The sequence below is a fragment of the Streptomyces europaeiscabiei genome, from assembly GCF_036346855.1.
Taxonomy (GTDB): domain Bacteria; phylum Actinomycetota; class Actinomycetes; order Streptomycetales; family Streptomycetaceae; genus Streptomyces; species Streptomyces europaeiscabiei.
Genome location: NZ_CP107841.1, coordinates 9,196,315 through 9,215,728 on the forward strand (window position 1 = coordinate 9,196,315; position 19,414 = coordinate 9,215,728).

Below are 19,414 nucleotides of genomic sequence, written 5' to 3' on the forward strand. Positions count from 1 at the left end.
GCGTGCGGCGGCCAAAGGTGGGGTCAGCGATGCGACGGTGTCTGTGCCGGCTCGTCATCCAGCGCGTGGGCCGGGGCAGCAGGGTGCTGGGCCACGATGCGGCTCCTGCCGGAGGTGCCGCGGACGGCGAGGGCGATGAGCGGGAGCAGAGTGAGGGCGGCTATGACGGTGCCGACCAGGGGTGGGCCGGTCACGCCGAGGGAGGAGTCCAGGGCCGCACCCGCGATGAAGGATCCGCCGGCCACGCCGACGTTGAAGGCGGAGGTGGTCAGCGCGGATGTCAGGGTGGGGGCGTCACCGGCGAACCGCATGGCGAGCGCCGTGACGACGGGGTTCACCGCGAAACCGGTCAGGCCCATGAGGAAGACCAGGACGGTGGCCGTGACCGCGTCGGTGGACAGCGGGATCATCAGGAGCAGGACCAGGGCGGTGGCCGCGGCGGCGGTGATGCTGGTGCCCATCGGACGGTGCTCGCCCAGACGGCCACCGGTGGTGGTGCCGCCCAGGGCGCCGACGCCGAAGGCGATGAGGACGAACGGGACGGCGCCCGCTGGGATGTCGGCGCGGTCGGTCAGCAGCGGGGTGACGTAACTGTAGGTCGCCAGCACCCCGCCCATGATCAGCATGGCGGCGCTCAGCGCCAGCCACAGTCGTCCCTGGCGCAGGGAGCCGAACTCGGCGCGAAGCGAGACGGTCGCGCGCTGTTCCTGGGTGGGGATGAAGCGGCCGATGAAGACGGCGGCGAGTGCGGAGAGAGCGGCCAGGGCCCAGAACGGGCCACGCCAGCCGACGTACTGGCCGGCGAAGGAGCCGATGGGCACGCCGACGACGTTGGCCAGGGTCAGGCCGCCGATCATGACGCCGGTGGCGCGGGTGGCCCTCTGTGGGCCCGCGGCGGCGGTGGCGACGACGAAACCGACGGACCAGAACGCTCCGGTGGCCAGCGCGGTGACGACGCGGGCGGCGAGGACGACGGAGAAGGAGCTGCTGAGGGCAGCCACCACGTGGCCGAGGCTGAAGACGGACAGTGCCAGAATCAGCGTCTGACGCTGGGGCAGGCGCAAGGTGGCCATCGTCATGGTCGGCGCCCCGATGATCATGCCGATGGCGAAGGCGGTGATCAGCAGTCCGGACTGGGAGGTGCTCACACCGAGGCCGGTGGACAGTTCGGGAAGCAGCCCGGCGATGACGAACTCGGTGGTGCCCATCAGGAACGTACCTGCGGCCAGCACCCAGACGACGAAGGGGAGCTTGCCGGGGGTGGTCCCGGATGTGGAAGGCATACGGGTGGACTCTCCTTGAGCAGATTGGCGGATCGGAATGCGGTCAGGTCACAGGGACGGGAAGGCCGCCGGAGCGGACGGCGGCCACCTGTTTCAAGCGTTCCACGGCCGAAGAGGGCGAAATCGGGAGAATGTTCTCCTCACTCTGGGCCGCTGGCCGCATGCTTGCGGTGGTTGTCGACCGAGTCAGGGGGCGACTTCGATAGTGATGTGTTTGGCATTGGCGAGCCGTTGGGTGTCGCTGTCGTCGACGTGGCCGAGGATGATCAGGTCGGCCGAGGCGGAGTCGCCGTCGCGGTAGAACAGGGCCATGTTGCCCCAGGGCGCGTAGTAGGCCAGGTCGCCGGCCTTCGGTGCTGCCGGGTCCGGGGCGTCGGAGGTGTCCAGCTTGCGCGGCAGATATGCGATCCGCTCCGTCTGGTGGAAGTCCTCCAGATCAAGGCTGAGGGGGAGCAGGGAGGCGAAGTCGCGGGGTACGGCGTTGTCGTTCAGGGTGGCGTCGACCGGTTGGCCGTCGAGGGTGAGCCGGATGTCCATGGCGGTGTTCCTGTCGGACGATGGGGTGGATGGCGGGCGGGTCGGTGTCTGTTGCCGTCCGGAAGGGGACGAGACGGAGGGCGCGGCGGCGGGCGAGTTGTCGGTGCAGGCGGTGACGGCAAGCAGCAGGGCTGCGGCTGCGGCGCCGCGCGCCGCCCAGGCCGGAAGGGTGGTTGGCATTACGGGGCGTCCAGGGGGTTCAGTCGGGCAGGGGCTCGGAATAGTGGCGGAAGCCGTCGCGCTTGGTGTGGATGTCGTACAGGCGCCGGGCCAGGGCATCGGGGCTGCTGTGTTCGGCATCGGGCCGGATGGCGCCGGGGACGATCAGCTGGGCGACGTGGATGTTCTGCGGGCCGAGGGTGTCGTGGAGCATCTGGGCGTAGGCGCTCTCGGCGGCGAAGGCGATGGAGGTGCCGGCGACGTTCGGGTTGGGGCGTACGGCGCTGGAGCCGTTGACGAACAGCAGGGTGCCGCGGCCTAGTTCGCGCATGCCGGGCAGGACGGCGTTCACGGCGGTGACGGGGCCCTTGACGGAGAAGGCGAGGGGGGCGTCGAGGTCGTCGGCGCCGGTGTCCAGGACTGGTTTCATGAAGTCCGCCCGGGGCACGGGGCTGAACTGGAGGATCTCGACGGTTCCCAGGGAGGTTCCGGCCGCGTACAGGGCCGCGGTCAAAGACTCGATGTCGAGGACGTCGGCGGCGAAGCCGCGGGCCTCGATGCCGTCGCGGGCCAGCTCGGCCGTGAGGTCGTCCAGGTGCTGGGTGTTCCGGGCGATGAGGGCGACGCTGTGGCCAGCGGTTCCGAAGCGGCGGGCGGTGGCGAGCCCGAGGCCGGGTCCGGCACCGATGAGAGCGAAAGTGGTCACGGTGAGTCCTTGGTGGAGAGGGGCAGCGCCGGGGCCGGGCTTCGGATGCCCGGCCCCAGCGGCGGGACGGTTTGCGGTCAGGGCTTCAGGAGGGCCTTGATGGCGCGGCGCTCGTCCATCGCCTTGTAGCCCTCGGCTACCTGGTCCAGGGGCAGGGCGAGGTCGAAGACCTTGCCGGGGTTGATCCGGCCGGTCAGGACCCGGTCGATCAGGTCAGGCAGGAAGCGGCGCACCGGGGCGGGGCCGCCCCGCAGGCCGACCTGGGAGAAGAACAGCTCCTGGCCCTCGACCGCAACGTCGTGCGGGACGCCGACGAAGCCCACGTTGCCGCCGGGGCGGGCGGAGTGCAGGGCCTGCCGCATGGACTCGGGGGTACCGACGCATTCCAGAACGGAGTCGGCGCCGATACCGCCGGTGAGATCCTTCACGCGGGCGATGCCGTCATCGCCGCGCTCGGTGACGATATCGGTGGCGCCGAACTCGACGGCGAGCTTCTGCCGGGACTCATGGCGGCTCATGGCGATGATCCGCTCCGCCCCGAGCTCCTTCGCGGCGATGACACCGCACAGGCCGACCGCGCCGTCACCGACGACTACAGCAGTGGAGCCGGGCTTCACCTCGGCGGCGAGGGCGGCGTACCAGCCGGTGCCCATCACATCCGAGACGGCCAGAAGACCAGGCACGAGCGCGGCGTCCGGGTGCTCGGCGGTGGCAACCAGCGTGCCGTGGGCGTTGGGGATCCGCACGTAGTCGGCCTGGCAGGTGCTCATGAACTCGCGGTGCAGGCAGGAGGACTGCCAGCCGTTCAGGCAGTTCGGGCAGGTGTTGTCCGAGGTGGCGAACGATCCGACGACGAACTGGCCCGGCTTGACGTTGGTTACCTCGCTGCCGACCTCGTCGACGATACCGACGTACTCGTGTCCCATCGGGTGAGGCTCGTCGACGGGTTCCGCGCCACGGTAGGGCCACAGGTCCGAGCCGCACACGCAGGTGGCGACCGTGCGGATGACGGCGTCGGTCGGCCGGCTGATCGTCGGGTCGTCCAGGGTCTCGAAGCGCACGTCGCCGGGGGCGTGAATGACTGCTCCGCGCATGATTGGGTGTTTCCTTCGGTACGAGGGTCTGGAACCGCAGCCCGGACATCTGGGACGGCTGCTCGAAATCGAGCCTCGCACGCGAGGGCGGGTGCGAAAAGCGGAGGAATCTATCCGGGGAGAGGAACATCCAGGGAGGGAATTCTCCCCCCTTCCCCAGGTGCGATCGATGTAATGCTGGGAAGCATGACCAGTGATCTCGCCCCGAACGAAATGGGAGAATTCCTCAAGAGGCGCCGCTCACAGCTGAGCCCGCTCACGGTCGGACTCCCGTCGACCAGCCGACCCCGCCGAGTTGAAGGACTGCGCCGCGAGGAGGTCGCTCAGCTCGCCTCCATCAGCACGGACTACTACACCCGGCTCGAGCAGGGCCGTATGCAGGCGTCCGCTCCCGTGCTGGACACCATCGCCCGCGTCCTCCACCTGGACGACGACGAGCGGGACCATCTCTTCCAGCTCGCGGGCAAGACCACCGTGCGCACGCGGCGCCGTGGCGTGCAGAAAGTCCAGCCTCAGCTGCAACGCGTGCTGGACGACCTCACCGCCACCCCGGCCATCGTGCAGGGGCGGCGCGGGGACATCCTGGCGTGGAACGCGCTGGCGGCCGCCCTGGTCACGGATTTCTCCCGTATTCCGGAGAAGCACCGCAACTACCCGCGGCTCATCTTCACCGATCCGGCGATGCGCAGCCTGTACGCCGACTGGGAGGGCTCGGCGCGGATCGCCGTGGCGCAGGTGCGGATGGAGGCGGCGAAGTATCCACAGGATCCCCGTCTGATCGCCCTGGTCGGTGAACTGTCCTTGCACGACCAGCAGTTCGCCCAGTGGTGGAGCGACCACCGCGTCGCTGCTCGCTCCGTGGGCACCAAGACCCTGATCCATCCGGTCGTGGGCGAGATCACCCTCGACTGCGACACCCTCACTGCCAGCACCGACCTCGATCAATACATGACGGTCTGGACCGCCGCCCCGGGATCCCCCGCGCACGACCAGCTGCGCATCCTCGCCTCGTGGGCCGCCGACCAGAACCTGTCGGCCTCGTCAGGATGGGAAGCATGACCAGCAACGTTCCTCTCAATGAGCTGGGCGAGTTCCTCAAGAAGCGCCGTTCGGAACTGAGCCCACGCACGGTCGGGCTGCCCGAGACGGGCGGGCCACGCCGGGTGGACGGGCTGCGCCGTGAGGAAGTCGCTCAGCTCGCCTCGATCAGCACGGACTACTACACGCGTCTTGAGCAGGGCCGTATGCAGGCGTCCGCCCCTGTGCTGGACATCCTCGCCCGCGTCCTCCACCTGGACGACGACGAGCGGGGCTATCTGTTCCAGCTCGCGGGCAAGACCACCACCCGCACCCGGCGTCACGGCAGGCAGAAGGTACAGCCTCAGCTGCAACGCGTGCTGGACGACCTCACCGCCACCCCGGCCATCGTGCAGGGGCGGCGCGGGGACATCCTGGCGTGGAACGCGCTGGCGGCCGCCCTGGTCACGGATTTCTCCCGTATTCCGGAGAAGCACCGCAACTACCCGCGGCTCATCTTCACCGATCCGGCGATGCGCAGCCTGTACGCCGACTGGGAGGGCTCGGCGCGGATCGCCGTGGCGCAGGTGCGGATGGAGGCGGCGAAGTATCCACAGGATCCCCGTCTCATCGAGCTGGTCGGTGAGCTCTCCACGCGGGACAAGCAGTTCGCCCAGTGGTGGGGCGACCACAAGGTCGCCGCCCGCACCGTGGGCACCAAGACCCTCAACCATCCGGTCGTCGGAGAACTCGTCCTGGACTGGGACACCCTCACCGCCAACACCGATCCCGACCAGCACCTGACCGTCTGGACCGCCGCCCCCGGTTCCCCCACCCACGAGCGGCTGCGCATCCTCGCCTCCTGGGCCGCCGACCAGAACATGGCGCCCTCTTCGTCGCTCCGCTGACCGGTGACGCCCCTGGACCGACGGTGTGACCCCGCCGGGCTGAACCTCACGCTCTGCTGGTCCGCGAGCGCGACCTGCTGCTCACGTGTGGGACGAGCCGAGCGCCGCGTCAGCCGATGTCCTGAGTGCCGCAACCGACCGGCTGGTCTGCGGCTGCCCGAGGCTGAGGCGGGGGCGCCTCGGTGCGGGTGGCGCGCATCAGCGCGAGTACGGTCAGCGGTACGAGGGCGAGAGCGACCGCCACCGTGCCGACCAGCGGGGGCCCTGCTTGCCCGAGTGGTGAGGACAGGGCGATGCCCGCCGTCCAGGAGCCGATGGCGATACCCATATTGGGTGCTGAGCCACTGAGGCCGGAGACGAGGTTAGGCGCGGAGCTGGAGAAGCGCAGGGCCAGCGCTCCGAGCACCGGGGTCGCGGCGAAGCCGGTCATCGCCATGAGTGTCACCAGAATGACGGCCGCCACGGGGTTCGGGGAGAGCAAGGTCAACAACAGCAGGACCAGTGTGGTCGTGGCAGCGGAGGTGATGAGCGTGGCAAGGGGGCGGCGGTCGCCCAGGCGTCCGCCGACCGTGGTGCCCAGCAGGGCGCCCAGACCGTAGCCGGTCAGAACCATGGGCACGGCTCCATGGGGGATGCCGGCCCGTTCGGTGAGCAGGGGCGAGATGTAGGTGTACGTCGCCAGGAAACCGCCCATCAGCAGCGTCATGGAACTCAGCGTCAGCCAGACCCGGACATCGCGCAGCGCGGCGAACTCGGCCCGGACGGAAGGCGCTTCGCGCCGCTCGTCGGCAGGGATGTACCGGCCGATGACCGCCGCCGCGCCGGCCGACAGCGCGGCGAGCACCCAGAACGGCCCGCGCCAGCCCGACAGCTGTCCCAGCCACGCGCCCAGCGGTACGCCGGCCACGGTGGCCACGGTCAGACCTCCCAAGAGCATGCTCAGGGCCCGTGACGTCGCTGCCGGACCTGCCGCGGTCGTGGCCACGATCGCGCCGACGCACCAGAAGGTCCCGGTGGCCAGCGCGGTCACCACGCGGGCCGCGAGCACGAGAGCGAAGGACTGGCTGAGCGCGGCGACCAGGTGGCCGAGGGCGAAGACGACGAGCGCGAGGATCAGCGTGGAGCGCCGCGGCAGGCGCAACGTCGCGATGGCCATCACCGGCGCCCCGACGATCATGCCTGCCGCGAACGCCGTGATCAGCAGTCCTGCCTGAGAGACGCTGACATGCAGATCGTCGGCGATCTCGGGCAGCAGGCCCGCGATGACGAATTCGGTGGTGCCCATGAGGAATGTTCCGGCGGACAGCACCAGGACGACGAAGGGCAGTTTGTGGGGTCGGCCGTCGGTCGTGGGCGACATTCGGTGGCATTCTCTTTTCCGGGCGATGTGCGACCGCTGCAAGGTGAGGACGCCGTAGAGCATCGCATCGCACGGGCGTTCTGTGAGGGGGAGGAATCTCTCCCTGCCTCGCGGCGGAGCGACGAGTGGTTTTCCTTTTCGACAGCTGCGATTTACCGGTGAGGAACTGACTCGTCCTGGAGGAGACCAGCAGGCCACGTGACCTGCTGCGTTGAGCGGTTGTGGCTTGTTGCCCTGGGCATATGGGCTTTTCTGCTGTTGCACGACTCATGCCTCGTTGATGCAGCTGGAAGTCCCTGAAGAGTCGCAGAGGACTCCCATTGCCGACAGCCACTCCTTCCGCTCCAGGTGCGGGAAGACACGACAAGGGCTCCAGCCGGACAGACCCGCCCTGTCTGGATCCACCCCCGCGCCGATGGGGCGCGAACCGCTCCTACCCCTGGGCCCAGGGCGTCGGCGTAGTCGTCGGGCGTCCGTTTCGTGATCACGTGAGCTGAAGGAGAGCGAGCGGACGGTTCCCTGCTCACGGACGTACGCCTCACAGCTGTTGCGTCTGCCAGCACCATCAGGTGGAGCGAGCCGAACTGCGCTGGGGGATGATCTCCTGCGTGGCTGAAGAGGCGGGTACTGGTGCGGACGACGCTTGTGTATGGGATGAGCGACTGGGCTGGGCGTTCGGACTGATAGCGGATGATCCGGCTGCGAGGACCGCAGCGCTTGCCCATCTGGCTGAGGCACGGAGGCAGGTCGTGTTCACGCTCGGTCGGTTCAACGAGATGTGGCGGCTGACGCGGCCCCTGGGAGCGGACGAACAGTACCGGGAGCCGGCCTTCCTCAAGGCGCGTCGGAGGTATCAGCAGGCGCAGAGACGTTCGCTGCCTGACGGGCTGTGGGGTCGCCCTGCGAGCGAGGATCTGGCGACTTGGCCGGGGTTGCCCTATGCGTTGCTCTTCCTGGAGTGGGAAGCGAGATTCCCGCAGGACTGGACGCAGCATGCGAAGGCGTGGGGTACGAAGCAGAGCCTGATCCGGGAGGTGGCCCGTGCTTGCCAGGAGGAGGCGATCAAGGCGAAGCTCACCGACCTGGTCGAGATCGTCGTCCACCGTGCGTATCGCTGTGAGCTGCCCCGAGTTTCGTAGAGTCCGGTGATCTTGCTTCAGGCGGACTGCGGGGTGGCTTCCCGTTGCCGCCACCACTCGCGTTCGTACTCGGCGGGCGGTACGTAGTCGAGGGCGGAGTGGAGCCGTTCCTCGTTGTACCAGGTGACCCACTGGAAGATCGCCCGCTCGACCTGGTCGACGTCCCGCCACGGTCCTTGCATCTCGATCAGCTCGGCCTTGAAGGTGCCGTTCAGCGCCTCGGCCATCGCGTTGTCGTAGCTGTCCGCGACCGAGCCGACCGAGGCTGAAGCCCCGATCTCGGACAGCCTCTCCGTATACCGAATTGACACGTATTGCGACCCACGGTCGCTGTGATGAATGAGGCCGGAGTCCTTCTTGATCCGGCGTCTCCACAACGCCATCTCCAGTGCGTCCAAAGGCAGTTCGGTCCGCATGTGGTTCGCGACCTGCCAGCCGACAATCATCCGCGAGTACACGTCCAGGACGAACGCCACGTACGCCCAGCCGGACCAGGTGCGCACATACGTCATGTCCGCCACCCACAGCTGATCCGGCCGCGAGGCCGTGAAGTCGCGGTCGACCAGGTCCGGCGGCCTGGGTGCCGACGGCTCCGGCACCGTGGTGCGGCGACGCTGCCCGCGGATCACGCCCTCCAGGCCCAGCTCACGCATCAGCCGCTCGACGGTGCAGCGTGCCACGAGAACGCCCTTGCGCCTGAGCGCGCGGGTGATCCGGCGGACACCATAGGTGCCGCCGGACTCGGCATGGACCTGTTCGATCAGCGGCATCAGCTGGTCGTCGCGCAGTCGGCGGGCCGACTTCGGCCGCTTCTTGCGCGCGTAGTACGCCGACTCCGACAGCCCCAGCACCCGGCAGGCGAACCCGACCCCGAGACCCTTGTCCTTGAGGTGCTCGATCACCTGGTCGGCCTCGTCCGGGGACGGTCGAGTTCGGCCGCAAAAAACGCGCTCGCGGCTTTGAGGATCTCATTCGCCCGCCTCAACTCCGCTACTTCTTTGCGGAGTTGCTTCAGTTCCTCGTGCTCGGCGGTGGTCAGCCGGTCGTCGCGCTCGCCGGCGTCCGCCTCGGCCTGGCGGACCCAGCCTCGCAGAGCTTCCTTGTGGATGCCCAGGTCTTTGGCGACGTGCGCGATCGGCCGGCCCGTGGTGCGGACCTCGCGGACGGCCCGCTCGCGGAGCTCGTCCGGGTATTTGCGTGGTGCTGGCACTGCTCGTGGTTCTCCTTCGGGCCAGGATCATAAGCCTGGCTTCAGGGACTCCACGAATCCGGGGTCAGCTCACTGCAAGGACCGCGAGTACGTGTGGGTTGCCCGGGCTGTCGGCAGCGCTGACCTGCGCGGCAGGCTCGATCGGGCAGCCGATTCCGACAGTCCGTGGGCCCGGTGCCATGCAGGGTATGTGCTCTGGCTCCTTGAGCGCCCTGACTTGCCGAACACCCGTCATGTCTGGCAGGCCTGGGTGGCAGACAAGGCTGCGGCGTTGATGTGACCTGAGGACGATGCCGGGAAGGTCCCGTGATCATGGAGTGCTCTACGCCCTCGTGACCTGCCTGGAAGACCGTGCCTGCCGACGCATCATCCGTGATCCCGCTCGCCCTGGATCAGCTCCGAGGGCATCTCGACGTCGGCGCCGACGAGGTGCCCGGCCTGCTGGAGCGGCTGACCCAGGTTCCGGACCCGCGCGATCCGCGCGGAGTGCGGCACGCCCTGTCCGTCGTCCTCGCGCTGGCCGCGTGCGCGGTGCTGGCCGGGGCGACCTCGCTGCTGGCAGTCGGCGAGTGGATCGCGGACGCGCCGCCGCAGGTACTGGAGGGACTCGGTGTGTGCCCTGATCCGGTGTTGCCTCGGCGGCTGGTCCCGGCCGAGGCAACGGTCCGCCGGCTGCTGACCCGCATCGACGGAGACGCCCTGGACCGGACGGCTTGCGGATCGTCGGCCTGCGAGCGCCGGGCTGCGCGGGACTGTCCGTGGACGGCAACGCGGCTAGGCCGTTTCTGATGGCTCTTGGTGGGCTGGGTGGATCTCGTACTCGGCCGGGCAGGACGCCCGTATGGTGCGGCGACACGAGCTCACGGACGCGCAGTGGCAGAAGATCGAACCCCTCCTGCCCGGCAACGGCAAACCGGGCGGGCAGTGGGCGGATCACCGCAGGGTGATCAACGGGGTGCTGTTCCGGGCCCGGACCGGGGTGCCCTGGCCTGACCTCCCGGACCGGTACGGGCCCTGGCAGACCGTCTACGAACGGCATCGCCGCTGGTCAGCCGACGGCACCTGGAAGAGCGTCCTTCAGGAGTTACAGATCGAGGCCGATGCCGACGACCCGGACGGGACGCTTGCCCGCCGGGCGGAGCGTCAGGAGTGGGCGGTGAACATCGACTCGACTTCCTGCCGGGCGCATCATCACGCGGCCGGCGCGCCCCGCAAACCTCCAGCGGACTACCCGCAAAAGGGGGCGGGACGCGTGAGGAAGCAGATGGGCGCGAGGCGTTGGGACGCTCGCGGGGCGGGCTGACCAGCAAGGTCCATCTGCTCTCCGACGACCGGGCCCGCCCGCTGCACTGGCTGACCTCACCCGGCCAGCGAGGTGACAGCCCGATGTTCGCTCCGGTGCTGGACGGCTTGCGCATCCGGCGCCGCGGACCGGGCCGTCCGCGCAGCCGGCCGGACCGGGTGCGCGGCGACAAGGCCTACTCCAGCCGCGACAACCGCGCCTACCTGCGTCGGCGCGGGATCAAGGCCACCATCGCTCAGCCCGATGACCAGCGACTCCACCGCAAGCGCCGGGGACGAGCCGGTGGCCGACCCCCGGCCTTCGACAAGGCCCAGTACCGCCGTCGCAACGCGGTCGAGCGGTGCGTGAACAAGTGGAAGCAGTTCCGCGCGGTGGCCACCCGGTACGACAAGCGCGACTACATCTTCAACGGCACCCTGACCGTCACCGCGGTCGTCATCTGGCTCCGCGACACCGTCCAAGAGCCATCAGAAACGGCCTAGGGCTCGGGCTCGGGAGCCGGCCACAGCCATCATGGGGTGCTGAGCCCGGGACAGGAGTTCTCGGGGCGTCGGCGGTCGGATCTGCTGGATAGGAGAGGTGCGCCTGGGAGTCTGCTCAACTGCCCCTTTCCGAGGGCACGGTCGGCGACCAGGCAGGCGGGGAGAGGACACGGCACCGACGGTCGGCGGCCGCACGGACGACAACGTGGGTACCACGACGGCGTTCTGCCACAGCTGGTTCATGGCGCTCCCCATGATGGACCTGTCCGCATCGGAATCCGAGATCTCGAGGTCACCGACCCACCACCACACCGCTACGGCCGCCATCGCCCCCCGTCCCGCCGCGCGCAGACGAGGGGCCCTCCGAGGTCTGTCGCAAGTTTTTTAGACTTGTCTGGGAGATCCGCATTCGGGACGAGGGCCGGCCGAGCCGAAGATCCGGCCTGGAAAGAAATGAATGAATTCCTTTCACTGCAAATTCGAGGCCCGTGTCGAGCGCACTTTCGCCCGTATGAGGACTTGGAATATCCTCCGTGACTACCGCCTCAAGGGCGACAGCGTTCACTCCGTCGTGCTCGTAACCGCGAGTCTGTTAGCCCCCATCTTCGCCGGGTGCACAGAAATTGGCGGTGCACTCGGATGCGAAAGATCAGTTATGGGCTGACAGAAGCGGACGAGGGGGTGAGGGCCCCTCGGCGGGTCTTGGCCCAGATGATGTATTGGGCCTCCTTGCAGTCCTTGATGCACGCATGAATCTTGGACCGAGGGACCTAAAAATTTCTTATGGGCGTTGTGGGGCAGTGCGGTCTAAAACGTCAGTGAGTCAATCCGATCGGCGCGGTCATGGGCACCCTGGCTCTGCACTCTTCACGGATGTCTTTGCACTACCGCCGACGTATCCGATTAATGTAAGACTGCATTCATATGCTCATAACATCTGTCCGTCAAGAGGTTCGGTGAGGTTCGATCGCGGCTGGTGCGGACTCGTGATCGACCTCGGCCCGTTGGCCTCTGGGGGCTCCGTGGTCGAGCTTGCGAGCGCGGCGTGGGTGAAGGCGGTCACGGCTCAGTCAATCGCGTCCGGCCCTCCGATGAAGTAGGGATCTTCATCGCGCTCCGCGGCTCAGGTCGGCGACCGGTTCAGCGGTAGCTCGGCGGGAGAGCAAGGAGGCGGAGGGGGCCCGGAGCTTAGTCCGCATGGGCTGGGCGCGCCCGACGTCTAGGTGGCCGACCGCGTGCTGACTCCCCGGAAACGCGCCACTACCTGCGCTGATGTCGACGAGTAGGAGGTGAGCCGGCGTGCTCGGTAGCTCTGTCGAGCGGTGTGCGATCGATACCGGCCGCCGTGGCGGATGATCCGCTGCGGGTTGCCTGCAGGCGCGAGCCAGTTGGTTCACAGTCAGTGCTGTATGTACCACAACTGACTGGATGATCCTCCAATGCTTACTGCCTGACAGTTTTCCCGTAAGTCCGACTATTGACACTGTGGTGAGCGGCGCTCTACGGTCCGCTGGAACGATTCAAACGAGCCTGCGGTGTTGGTCATTCCCGATCCGGCCCGGGCCCCGCGGCGTATCGCGCTCACGCTCGACCACCTCAATGGAGAGGCGTCCATGAAGCATCAGTTGATTCAGACTCCTGTACTGCGAACCACGAGCAGAATTGCCGGTGTGACGGTCGCGCTCACGCTGATGGCCGCGTGTACAAGCGGTTCAGAGGGGTCACCCACCGGTGCGCAGGGGGACACGCTTCGAATAGGCGTCCCGGGAGTTGCGACTCCCGCAAGCCTGGACCCCGCACGGGGGGCGGTTACCGCGGCGAATCTCTTCTTCGATCTTGCCTACGCACCGCTGATCCACATCAACCAGAAGGGCGAGTTCGAGGCCGGACTCGCGGAGTCGTGGGAGTACCTCGACGGCAACGAGCACAGGGTCTTCCAGCTATCACTGCGGACCGACGCGCGGTTCTCCGATGGCACGCCGGTGGACGCCGAGGCGGTGAAGGCATGGCTCGAGTACTTCATGGAGTCGGGCGGACCGTTCTCCTCGGCCTTCGGCAAGGGCGCCACGGTGGAGACGCCGAGCGATCGGAAGGTCGTGCTGCGCATGAAAACGCCGAACACTGACGTGGCCTGGCAACTGTCGCAGACCAACGGCGCGGGGTTCGTCGCCGCGACGGCCGGACTGAAGGGCAAGGCTTTGACACGGAGCACCTTCGGTGCCGGTCCGTACGTCTACGACGCGGGCGAGTCGGTGCCTGGTGACACCTACACCCTGACGCCCAACAAGCACTACTGGGATCAGTCGGCCATCCGTTGGAAGAAGGTCGTGATCAAGGCCGTACCTTCCGCGACGGCTTTGGTCCAAGGCATGGCCAGCGGTCAGTTCGGCGCAGGTGTGGGCTCCCTCAACACCATCGGCAGTGCGGAGAAGGCAGGCCTCGGCGTTGTCAGCGGTCAGCTCAGCTGGGACGGCATCAGCATCCTGAACCGCGCAGGGGAGCGCAACCCGATGAGCGACGTGAAGGTTCGTCAGGCGCTGAACTATGCCGTGGACCGCGAAACGCTGGTGAAGGGCATCCTCCAGGGTCACGGAAGGCCGACCGCGGCCTGGGTGACGCTCGACGGCGCCGATCCCGAATCCCAGTCCGCCTATGCATACGATCCGGAGCGAGCGAAGGAACTCCTGGAAGAGGCGGGGTATCCGTCCGGGATCACCTTCAAGCTGCTGGCGAACTCGGGCGCACTGCCAAGCGGGGTGCCCGCGGAGCAGCTGGTGCAGGCCATGGCTCAGCAGATGCAAGCGGCGGGGATCACGCTCAAGACCACGTTCGCGACGCCCACCGACCTGATGGCGGAGCAAGCCTCAGGCAAGTACGACGCCACACTGACAAGCTTCGGCAGCAACGCCTACGGGACCTACTACCCGGTCTTCGTCTCGCCCAATGCGATCTTGAACCTGGGCAAGGTCACCGATCCGACGATCGAGCGGCTGACGCGGGAGTATCTTGTCGCGCCCGATCCGAAGGCCCTCTCCCAGAAGATCACGCGGTACGTGACCGACGAGGCGCTGCAGATTCCACTCTTCGTGCCGGAGTCGGTGATGTACACGACCGGCGCGGTCACCAACGTCGGCTTCCCGACCGACGCGGGCGGCCTCGGGCGGGCGATATACCCCGATCCCAGCGAGTGGCGGCCGAAGAAGTGATGTCCCCTCGAGTCCGGAGGGTCGGAGCGCAGACGGTGTCAGCGTCAAGCACCTCAACGGCGGTAGTCCCTACCTCGACCGGCGCGGCGACACCTGGTCGAAATGGGGGTGCAGCGGTCCGGCTCGTACGTCGGCGGCTGATGCTGGCGATCCCACAACTTCTGATCGTCACCTCGGTCACTTTCCTGCTGGTGTCGCTCTCACCCGGCGATCCGGCCAGGGCGATCCTCGGATTGCAGGCTCCCCCTGAGTCGGTAGCACGGCTCAGGGCGGAGCTTCGCCTCGACCAGCCTGTCTGGGTGCAGTACTGGCACTGGCTGGTCGATGCTCTGCACGGTGACCTCGGTGCCTCGATCACCTCGCAACAGCCGGTGACCGACGCCATCGCACAGGGCCTCCCCGTGACGCTCTCGTTGGTGGTCGGCGGATTGCTGGTGACGTCGGTCATCGGCATAGGCATAGGCGTGCTGACGGCACTGCGCGGCGGGACCGCCGGCCGGCTCGTCGACGGGCTGGCTCTGGTGGGGTTCGCACTCCCCAACTTCTGGCTCGCGTCCGGGCTCGTCGCGGTCTTCGCCGTGACGCTGGGGATGTTCCCGGCTCTCGGATATGTGTCGTTCATCGAATCGCCGTCCGGTTGGTTCATGTCATTGGTCCTGCCGGTCATCGCGTTGGCCGCCGCAGGTGCTGCGGTCGTCGCGCGGCAGACCCGCGAAGCGATGTCGGGCGTCATCAACTCGGAGTACGTCCGGATGGCACGTGCGCACGGCGTACGGCCGATAGCCCTGGTGATCCGCTACGAGCTCCGCAACGCCGCCGTCCCCGTGGTCACCGTGATCGGCACGCAGTTCGTCGCGTTGCTGGTCGGCACCCTGTTTATAGAACAAGTGTTTGCACTGCCCGGCCTAGGTTCGTTGCTGGTCGATGCTGCCCTCTCGCACGACCTGCCGGTCCTGCTGGGCGTCACCGTCACGTTCACGTTGATGGTCATCGCCGTCAACCTGCTCATCGACGTCTTGTACCTCTGGCTGAATCCCAAGGTGAGAAAGCAATGACAAACCTCCTCGGTGTTGATCCGGCTGGTGCGAGCAGTGACCGGTCTGGCCTGGGCGACGTAGCCGACACGAGGGCGCCGGTGTCGAAGAGCGGCCGACGATCCTGGACCTTCACGACGGCCCTCTCCGGCGGCTACCTGCTGATCGTTGCGGCGGTCGCCGTCCTTGCGCCGATCATCTGGCCGCATGTCGCCGGTCAGAACGCGGCAGACATCCTGGAGGCCAACCAGGGGCCGAGCGGGAACCATCTGCTCGGCACGGATACGGTCGGGCGGGACGTGTTGCTCCGGATCCTGGTGGGAACGGGGCCGACGATGCTCGGGGTCGTGGAGGGGCTCGCTGTTGTCGCAGTCCTCGGAATCCCCGTCGGTGTTGTTGCCGGCTATTTCCAGGGCCGCGTCGACAAGACGGCGAGCTGGGTCGCCGACATCGTGTTCTCCATCCCCGCCATCGTCGTCATCATGGCAGTCCTGGCTGTCTTCCGTGGCAGCATGCTCGCCGCCATGGTGGCCTTCGGTGTCCTGGCCGCGCCGGGTCTGATGCGGATTGTCCGTGCAGTCACCTTGGAGATATGCGGAGAGCTCTACATTGCTGCCGCGCAAGTGGCAGGCCTGAGTCGGTTCTACATCCTCACCCGGCATGTTCTCCCTCGTATACGGGGCACGCTAGCGGTGCAGCTGTCGCTGCTTGGCGCATTGGCACTGCTGGTACAGACCGGCCTCGCGTTTCTGGGGCTCCTGATCGCACCGCCCGCCCCGTCATGGGGTGGCATGGTGGCCGAGGGCACCAGCGTGCTGGCCCTGAACCCCTGGCTGATCTGGCCGTCCGGCGCGGTGATCGCGCTGACCGTTCTCGCGTTCGGCTTTCTCAGTGACAGCATCCGCACCAGGACGGGCCGCCAACCCGTTGTCGTCAAACGACCCGATCGGCGACGGTCCCTGCGCGGCGCTCCTGATGTGACACCGTCGCCTGAGTCGGGGGCGAAGTCGTCGACACCGTGGTTGACGTCGGCTGACGACGATCTGGTTCGGATACAGGGTTTGCGCGTTTCGGTGGTGACCCAGGCAGGAACGACGCGGATTGTCGATTCCGTGACGCTGTCGATCCGGCCGGGCGAGACCGTCGGGCTGGTCGGTGAGAGCGGCTGCGGCAAGTCGGTCACGGCAGCCGCGTTGACAGGGGTCCTGCCCGCCAACATGTTCGTGGAGGCCGGCACGATCGAGTTCGAGGGCGCGGACTTGACCCGGTTGAACCAGCGCGCCCTCCGTAGCGTTCAGGGTCGAAAGATAGGACTGATCGGGCAGGAGCCGATGATCGGTCTGAATCCCGCGATGCGCATCGGCGCCCAGCTCTCCGAGTTGGTACGGCTGCACCACGGATGCCGCCGCGCGGAAGCACGACGACGGGTCGTCGAACTGCTTGGCAGTGTGCGACTGCGAGACCCGGAAAGCGTCGCACGGAAGTATCCGCATGAGCTGTCCGGCGGCATGGCGCAACGCGTGGCCATCGCTCGGGCGCTGGCCGGTGAACCCGAGTTGCTGATCGCCGACGAACCGACAACCGCACTGGATGTGACGGTCCAGGCCGAGATCCTCGACCTGCTCCGCGAGACGCAACAGCAACGCGGGATGGCCATCCTGCTGATCACACACGACTGGGGTGTCGTGGCCGAACTCTGCGAAAGGGCTGTCGTCATGTACGCCGGACACGTGATCGAGTCGGGGCCGGTCGAGGGAATCCTAACTCGGCCACATCATCCGTACACAGACCTGCTGCTGTCGTCGGATCCACATCGCTCACGAGGCGTGGACATGCTGCCCACGATTCCCGGGCTCGTACCTCCACCGGGTTCCTGGCCGGTTGGCTGCCGCTTCGCCGATCGTTGTCCGCGCGTCGAACAGGACTGCAGGGGCGGTCACATCGCTGTTGAGCAGGTCAACGATTCCCTCGTGCGGTGCCTCCACACCTTGCCGGGAGCGGAGTCATGAGCGCCGACGAGACACTTCTGGAAGTGCGTGACCTGGCTGTCGAGTACGACACAGGCCCACACCAGGCGCTGTCCAGGGCAGTCGACGGAGTTAGCTTCACCATCCGCCCAGGAGAGACCCTGGGACTCGTCGGCGAGTCGGGATCGGGGAAGTCGACCATCGCCAAGGCAGTCCTCCACCTGGTACCCGCGGCCCATGGATCCATCGCGTTCGACGGACGCGACATCACGCGGGTAACCCCTCAGCAACGAACGGCACTCAGCTCGCAGATCCAGGTCGTCTTCCAGGACCCCTACAGTTCCTTCAATCCCTCCCGCACGATCGAGAGTTCGCTGTGCGAGATGACGCTGCCCCACGGACATCAGGACCGAGCAGAGGTCCGCCGCCGGGCCGCCGCACTGCTCGAGCGGGTCGGGATGCCCGCGTCGGCCATGGGCAAGTACCCCGGGGAGTTCTCCGGTGGCCAGCGGCAACGGATCGCGATCGCCCGTGCACTGATGGTGAATCCGCGCCTGCTCGTGTGTGACGAGGCTGTCAGCGCGCTGGACCTCTCAGTGCAGGCACAGGTCGTCAATCTGCTCCGCTCGATCCAGCGCGTGACCAATCTCGCGATGCTGTTCATCTCGCATGACCTCACGGTCGTTGAGCACGTTTCGCAGCGGATGCTCGTTCTCTACCACGGCCGCGTGATGGAAACCGGAGGAGCGAAGCAGGTGCACACCGCGCCTGGGCACCCCTATACACGTCTGCTCATGGACGCGGTCCCCACGCCGGACCCCACGCGGCGGTCCCGGCACCCCCTGCAGGTGGTCAGCCAGGCACACGAACGCTCCGCCCGGGAGTGCGTCTTCGCGCCCAGGTGTGCCCACGCCACAGACGTCTGCGAAGAGGTGACTCCACCCGTCGTCGTCCTCGACGAGGGGCATACGGCCACCTGCCACCACGCCAGACCAGCGGCTGGACCTGTACTTGCCCCCGCCCCCGAGGACCTGATCGAAGCACCCGAGCCCTCCGGGCTTCCACCATGGGCCGAACTGATGCGACGACCGATGCCCGGCATGCCGCCGCTGGACCCCGGGGAGACCACTGACGGCCTGCGCCGCTCGTATCCGGAGCTGTCCGACGTCATGATCGACGAGGTGGAGATCAATTCCCACGTCCGGGCGCGTTTCTACCACCGCTCGGGCAGCGCCGGCCGGCCGATGCTCGTTTGGGCCCACGGCGGGGCGTTCGTCGCGGGTGACCTGGACATGCCGGAGGCCAACTGGGTGGGGCTGGCTCTGGCCGGTCGAAATCTCAACGTGCTTTCGGTGGACTACCGAAAGGCACTGGACGGCACGGCCTATCCGGCTCCGATGGAAGACGTCCTGGCGGCATGGCGCTGGGCAACCGAGCATGCCGACTCGCTCGGCGCAGGCCCCCTCCACCTCGGCGGAGCAAGTGCCGGCGGCGCTCTCGCGGCAGCGGCCGCGCTCAAGCTTCGCGACGACTCAGGCACTCTCCCTGCCTCAGTGGCCCTCGTATACCCAAGCCTGCACAGAGAGCTGCCCCCCTGGAGACGGGACGAGGTCACCAGAATCCGTGACGCCGCCGGTATCACGTACTTCAGCTCATCGTGGATTCGAGACATGGCAGCCAACTACCTCGGCGACGGTGGGCCGGACCATGGCCGGTATGCCTTCCCGGGTGAGGCGGAACTCCACGACCTGCCACCCCACCTTCTCCTCCTGGCCGAGCACGACACGCTGCGCTCATCGGGTCAGGCCCACGCGGACTCACTTCGTTCCGAGGGCGTCGGGTTCCGCTGCCATGTCGAGCCGGGAACCGTCCACGGGTTCCTCAACACCCCCCACGCACCGGGTGGAGTCAGCGGCATCGAAGTGATCGCCCAATGGATCAACGAGGGGTACGGCCAAGGAGAGTCCGCATAGTTCCACATGGTTGCCGGGGCGACCGGCAACCTCACG

Annotated in this window: 15 protein-coding genes; 9 read left to right on the forward strand and 6 right to left on the reverse strand. The window is 67.5% G+C overall.

Annotated elements, in window-relative coordinates; all coding sequences use genetic code 11:
* Nucleotides 1-23: 23 nt before the first annotated feature.
* The 4 genes from OG858_RS40025 to OG858_RS40040 form a co-directional block, all read right to left on the reverse strand.
* Nucleotides 24-1,283: an MFS transporter gene (locus OG858_RS40025; protein WP_327725533.1), complete on the reverse strand. Its 1,260-nt coding sequence runs from the start codon at nt 1,281-1,283 to the stop codon at nt 24-26.
* Between the two features lie 186 nt (nt 1,284-1,469).
* Nucleotides 1,470-2,000: a cyclophilin-like fold protein gene (locus OG858_RS40030; protein ID WP_327747952.1), complete on the reverse strand. Its 531-nt coding sequence runs from the start codon at nt 1,998-2,000 to the stop codon at nt 1,470-1,472.
* A gap of 19 nt (nt 2,001-2,019) precedes the next feature.
* Complete coding sequence (locus OG858_RS40035; protein ID WP_327725535.1) at nt 2,020-2,685, reverse strand: SDR family NAD(P)-dependent oxidoreductase; 666 nt, start codon at nt 2,683-2,685, stop codon at nt 2,020-2,022.
* 77 nt (nt 2,686-2,762) lie between these two features.
* Nucleotides 2,763-3,779, reverse strand: a complete 1,017-nt coding sequence (locus OG858_RS40040) for a zinc-dependent alcohol dehydrogenase family protein (RefSeq protein ID WP_327747950.1) — start codon at nt 3,777-3,779, stop codon at nt 2,763-2,765.
* Nucleotides 3,780-3,953: 174 nt separating this feature from the next.
* On the opposite strand from OG858_RS40040, the gene OG858_RS40045 reads away from it, so the two are divergent.
* Nucleotides 3,954-4,838, forward strand: a complete 885-nt coding sequence (locus OG858_RS40045; protein ID WP_327725537.1) for a helix-turn-helix transcriptional regulator — start codon at nt 3,954-3,956, stop codon at nt 4,836-4,838.
* A complete protein-coding gene (locus OG858_RS40050; protein WP_327725538.1) occupies nt 4,835-5,704 on the forward strand; it encodes a helix-turn-helix domain-containing protein in 870 nt (289 codons plus the stop codon). Before OG858_RS40045 ends, OG858_RS40050 begins: the two co-directional genes overlap by 4 nt.
* A gap of 109 nt (nt 5,705-5,813) precedes the next feature.
* On the opposite strand, the gene OG858_RS40055 is transcribed toward OG858_RS40050, so the two are convergent.
* On the reverse strand, nt 5,814-7,064 hold the full coding sequence (locus tag OG858_RS40055; protein ID WP_327745453.1) for an MFS transporter: 1,251 nt from the start codon (nt 7,062-7,064) through the stop codon (nt 5,814-5,816).
* A 749-nt stretch (nt 7,065-7,813) separates the two neighbouring features.
* Between OG858_RS40055 and OG858_RS40060 the strand changes: the two genes are divergently transcribed.
* Nucleotides 7,814-8,203: a hypothetical protein gene (locus OG858_RS40060; protein ID WP_327725540.1), complete on the forward strand. Its 390-nt coding sequence runs from the start codon at nt 7,814-7,816 to the stop codon at nt 8,201-8,203.
* Between the two features lie 17 nt (nt 8,204-8,220).
* Here the strand turns inward: OG858_RS40060 and OG858_RS40065 are convergent.
* Nucleotides 8,221-9,413 (reverse strand): IS3 family transposase gene (locus tag OG858_RS40065; RefSeq protein WP_408059457.1). Its coding sequence is split into 2 segments (ribosomal slippage): nt 8,221-9,119 and nt 9,119-9,413, totalling 1,194 coding nucleotides; the frame shifts between segments, so codons are not numbered across the junction.
* Nucleotides 9,414-9,785: 372 nt separating this feature from the next.
* Here OG858_RS40065 and OG858_RS40070 point away from each other — a divergent pair.
* The 6 genes from OG858_RS40070 to OG858_RS40100 all read left to right on the forward strand — a co-directional run bounded on the left by OG858_RS40070 (nt 9,786) and on the right by OG858_RS40100 (nt 19,378).
* Nucleotides 9,786-10,202, forward strand: coding sequence for a transposase family protein (locus OG858_RS40070; protein ID WP_328543938.1), 417 nt, complete (start codon nt 9,786-9,788; stop codon nt 10,200-10,202).
* A 52-nt stretch (nt 10,203-10,254) separates the two neighbouring features.
* Nucleotides 10,255-11,198, forward strand: a protein-coding gene (locus OG858_RS40075) for an IS5 family transposase (protein ID WP_408059458.1) whose coding sequence is annotated in 2 segments (ribosomal slippage) — nt 10,255-10,683 and nt 10,686-11,198 — 942 coding nt in all. Because the reading frame shifts where the segments join, the coding sequence is not laid out codon by codon here.
* 1,613 nt (nt 11,199-12,811) lie between these two features.
* Nucleotides 12,812-14,404 (forward strand): ABC transporter substrate-binding protein, encoded by a 1,593-nt coding sequence (locus OG858_RS40085; RefSeq protein WP_327725542.1) that lies wholly within the window; start codon nt 12,812-12,814, stop codon nt 14,402-14,404.
* Complete coding sequence (locus OG858_RS40090; RefSeq protein WP_327726122.1) at nt 14,404-15,459, forward strand: ABC transporter permease; 1,056 nt, start codon at nt 14,404-14,406, stop codon at nt 15,457-15,459. The genes OG858_RS40085 and OG858_RS40090 overlap by 1 nt, the downstream gene beginning before the upstream one ends.
* Nucleotides 15,456-17,447, forward strand: coding sequence for a dipeptide/oligopeptide/nickel ABC transporter permease/ATP-binding protein (locus OG858_RS40095; RefSeq protein WP_327725543.1), 1,992 nt, complete (start codon nt 15,456-15,458; stop codon nt 17,445-17,447). Before OG858_RS40090 ends, OG858_RS40095 begins: the two co-directional genes overlap by 4 nt.
* Nucleotides 17,444-19,378: an oligopeptide/dipeptide ABC transporter ATP-binding protein gene (locus OG858_RS40100; protein WP_328543937.1), complete on the forward strand. Its 1,935-nt coding sequence runs from the start codon at nt 17,444-17,446 to the stop codon at nt 19,376-19,378. The genes OG858_RS40095 and OG858_RS40100 overlap by 4 nt, the downstream gene beginning before the upstream one ends.
* Nucleotides 19,379-19,414 lie beyond the last annotated feature (36 nt).

Bases quoted from the DNA above. Each gene is read 5' to 3' on its own strand.
- OG858_RS40040 (WP_327747950.1), bottom strand. From the start codon at position 3,779: ATGCGCGGAGCAGTCATTCACGCCCCCGGCGACGTGCGCTTCGAGACC.
- OG858_RS40025 (WP_327725533.1), bottom strand. From the start codon at position 1,283: ATGCCTTCCACATCCGGGACCACCCCCGGCAAGCTCCCCTTCGTCGTC.
- OG858_RS40100 (WP_328543937.1), top strand. From the start codon at position 17,444: ATGAGCGCCGACGAGACACTTCTGGAAGTGCGTGACCTGGCTGTCGAG.
- OG858_RS40095 (WP_327725543.1), top strand. From the start codon at position 15,456: ATGACAAACCTCCTCGGTGTTGATCCGGCTGGTGCGAGCAGTGACCGG.
- OG858_RS40030 (WP_327747952.1), bottom strand. From the start codon at position 2,000: ATGCCAACCACCCTTCCGGCCTGGGCGGCGCGCGGCGCCGCAGCCGCA.
- OG858_RS40055 (WP_327745453.1), bottom strand. From the start codon at position 7,064: ATGTCGCCCACGACCGACGGCCGACCCCACAAACTGCCCTTCGTCGTC.
- OG858_RS40085 (WP_327725542.1), top strand. From the start codon at position 12,812: ATGAAGCATCAGTTGATTCAGACTCCTGTACTGCGAACCACGAGCAGA.
- OG858_RS40045 (WP_327725537.1), top strand. From the start codon at position 3,954: ATGCTGGGAAGCATGACCAGTGATCTCGCCCCGAACGAAATGGGAGAA.
- OG858_RS40090 (WP_327726122.1), top strand. From the start codon at position 14,404: ATGTCCCCTCGAGTCCGGAGGGTCGGAGCGCAGACGGTGTCAGCGTCA.
- OG858_RS40050 (WP_327725538.1), top strand. From the start codon at position 4,835: ATGACCAGCAACGTTCCTCTCAATGAGCTGGGCGAGTTCCTCAAGAAG.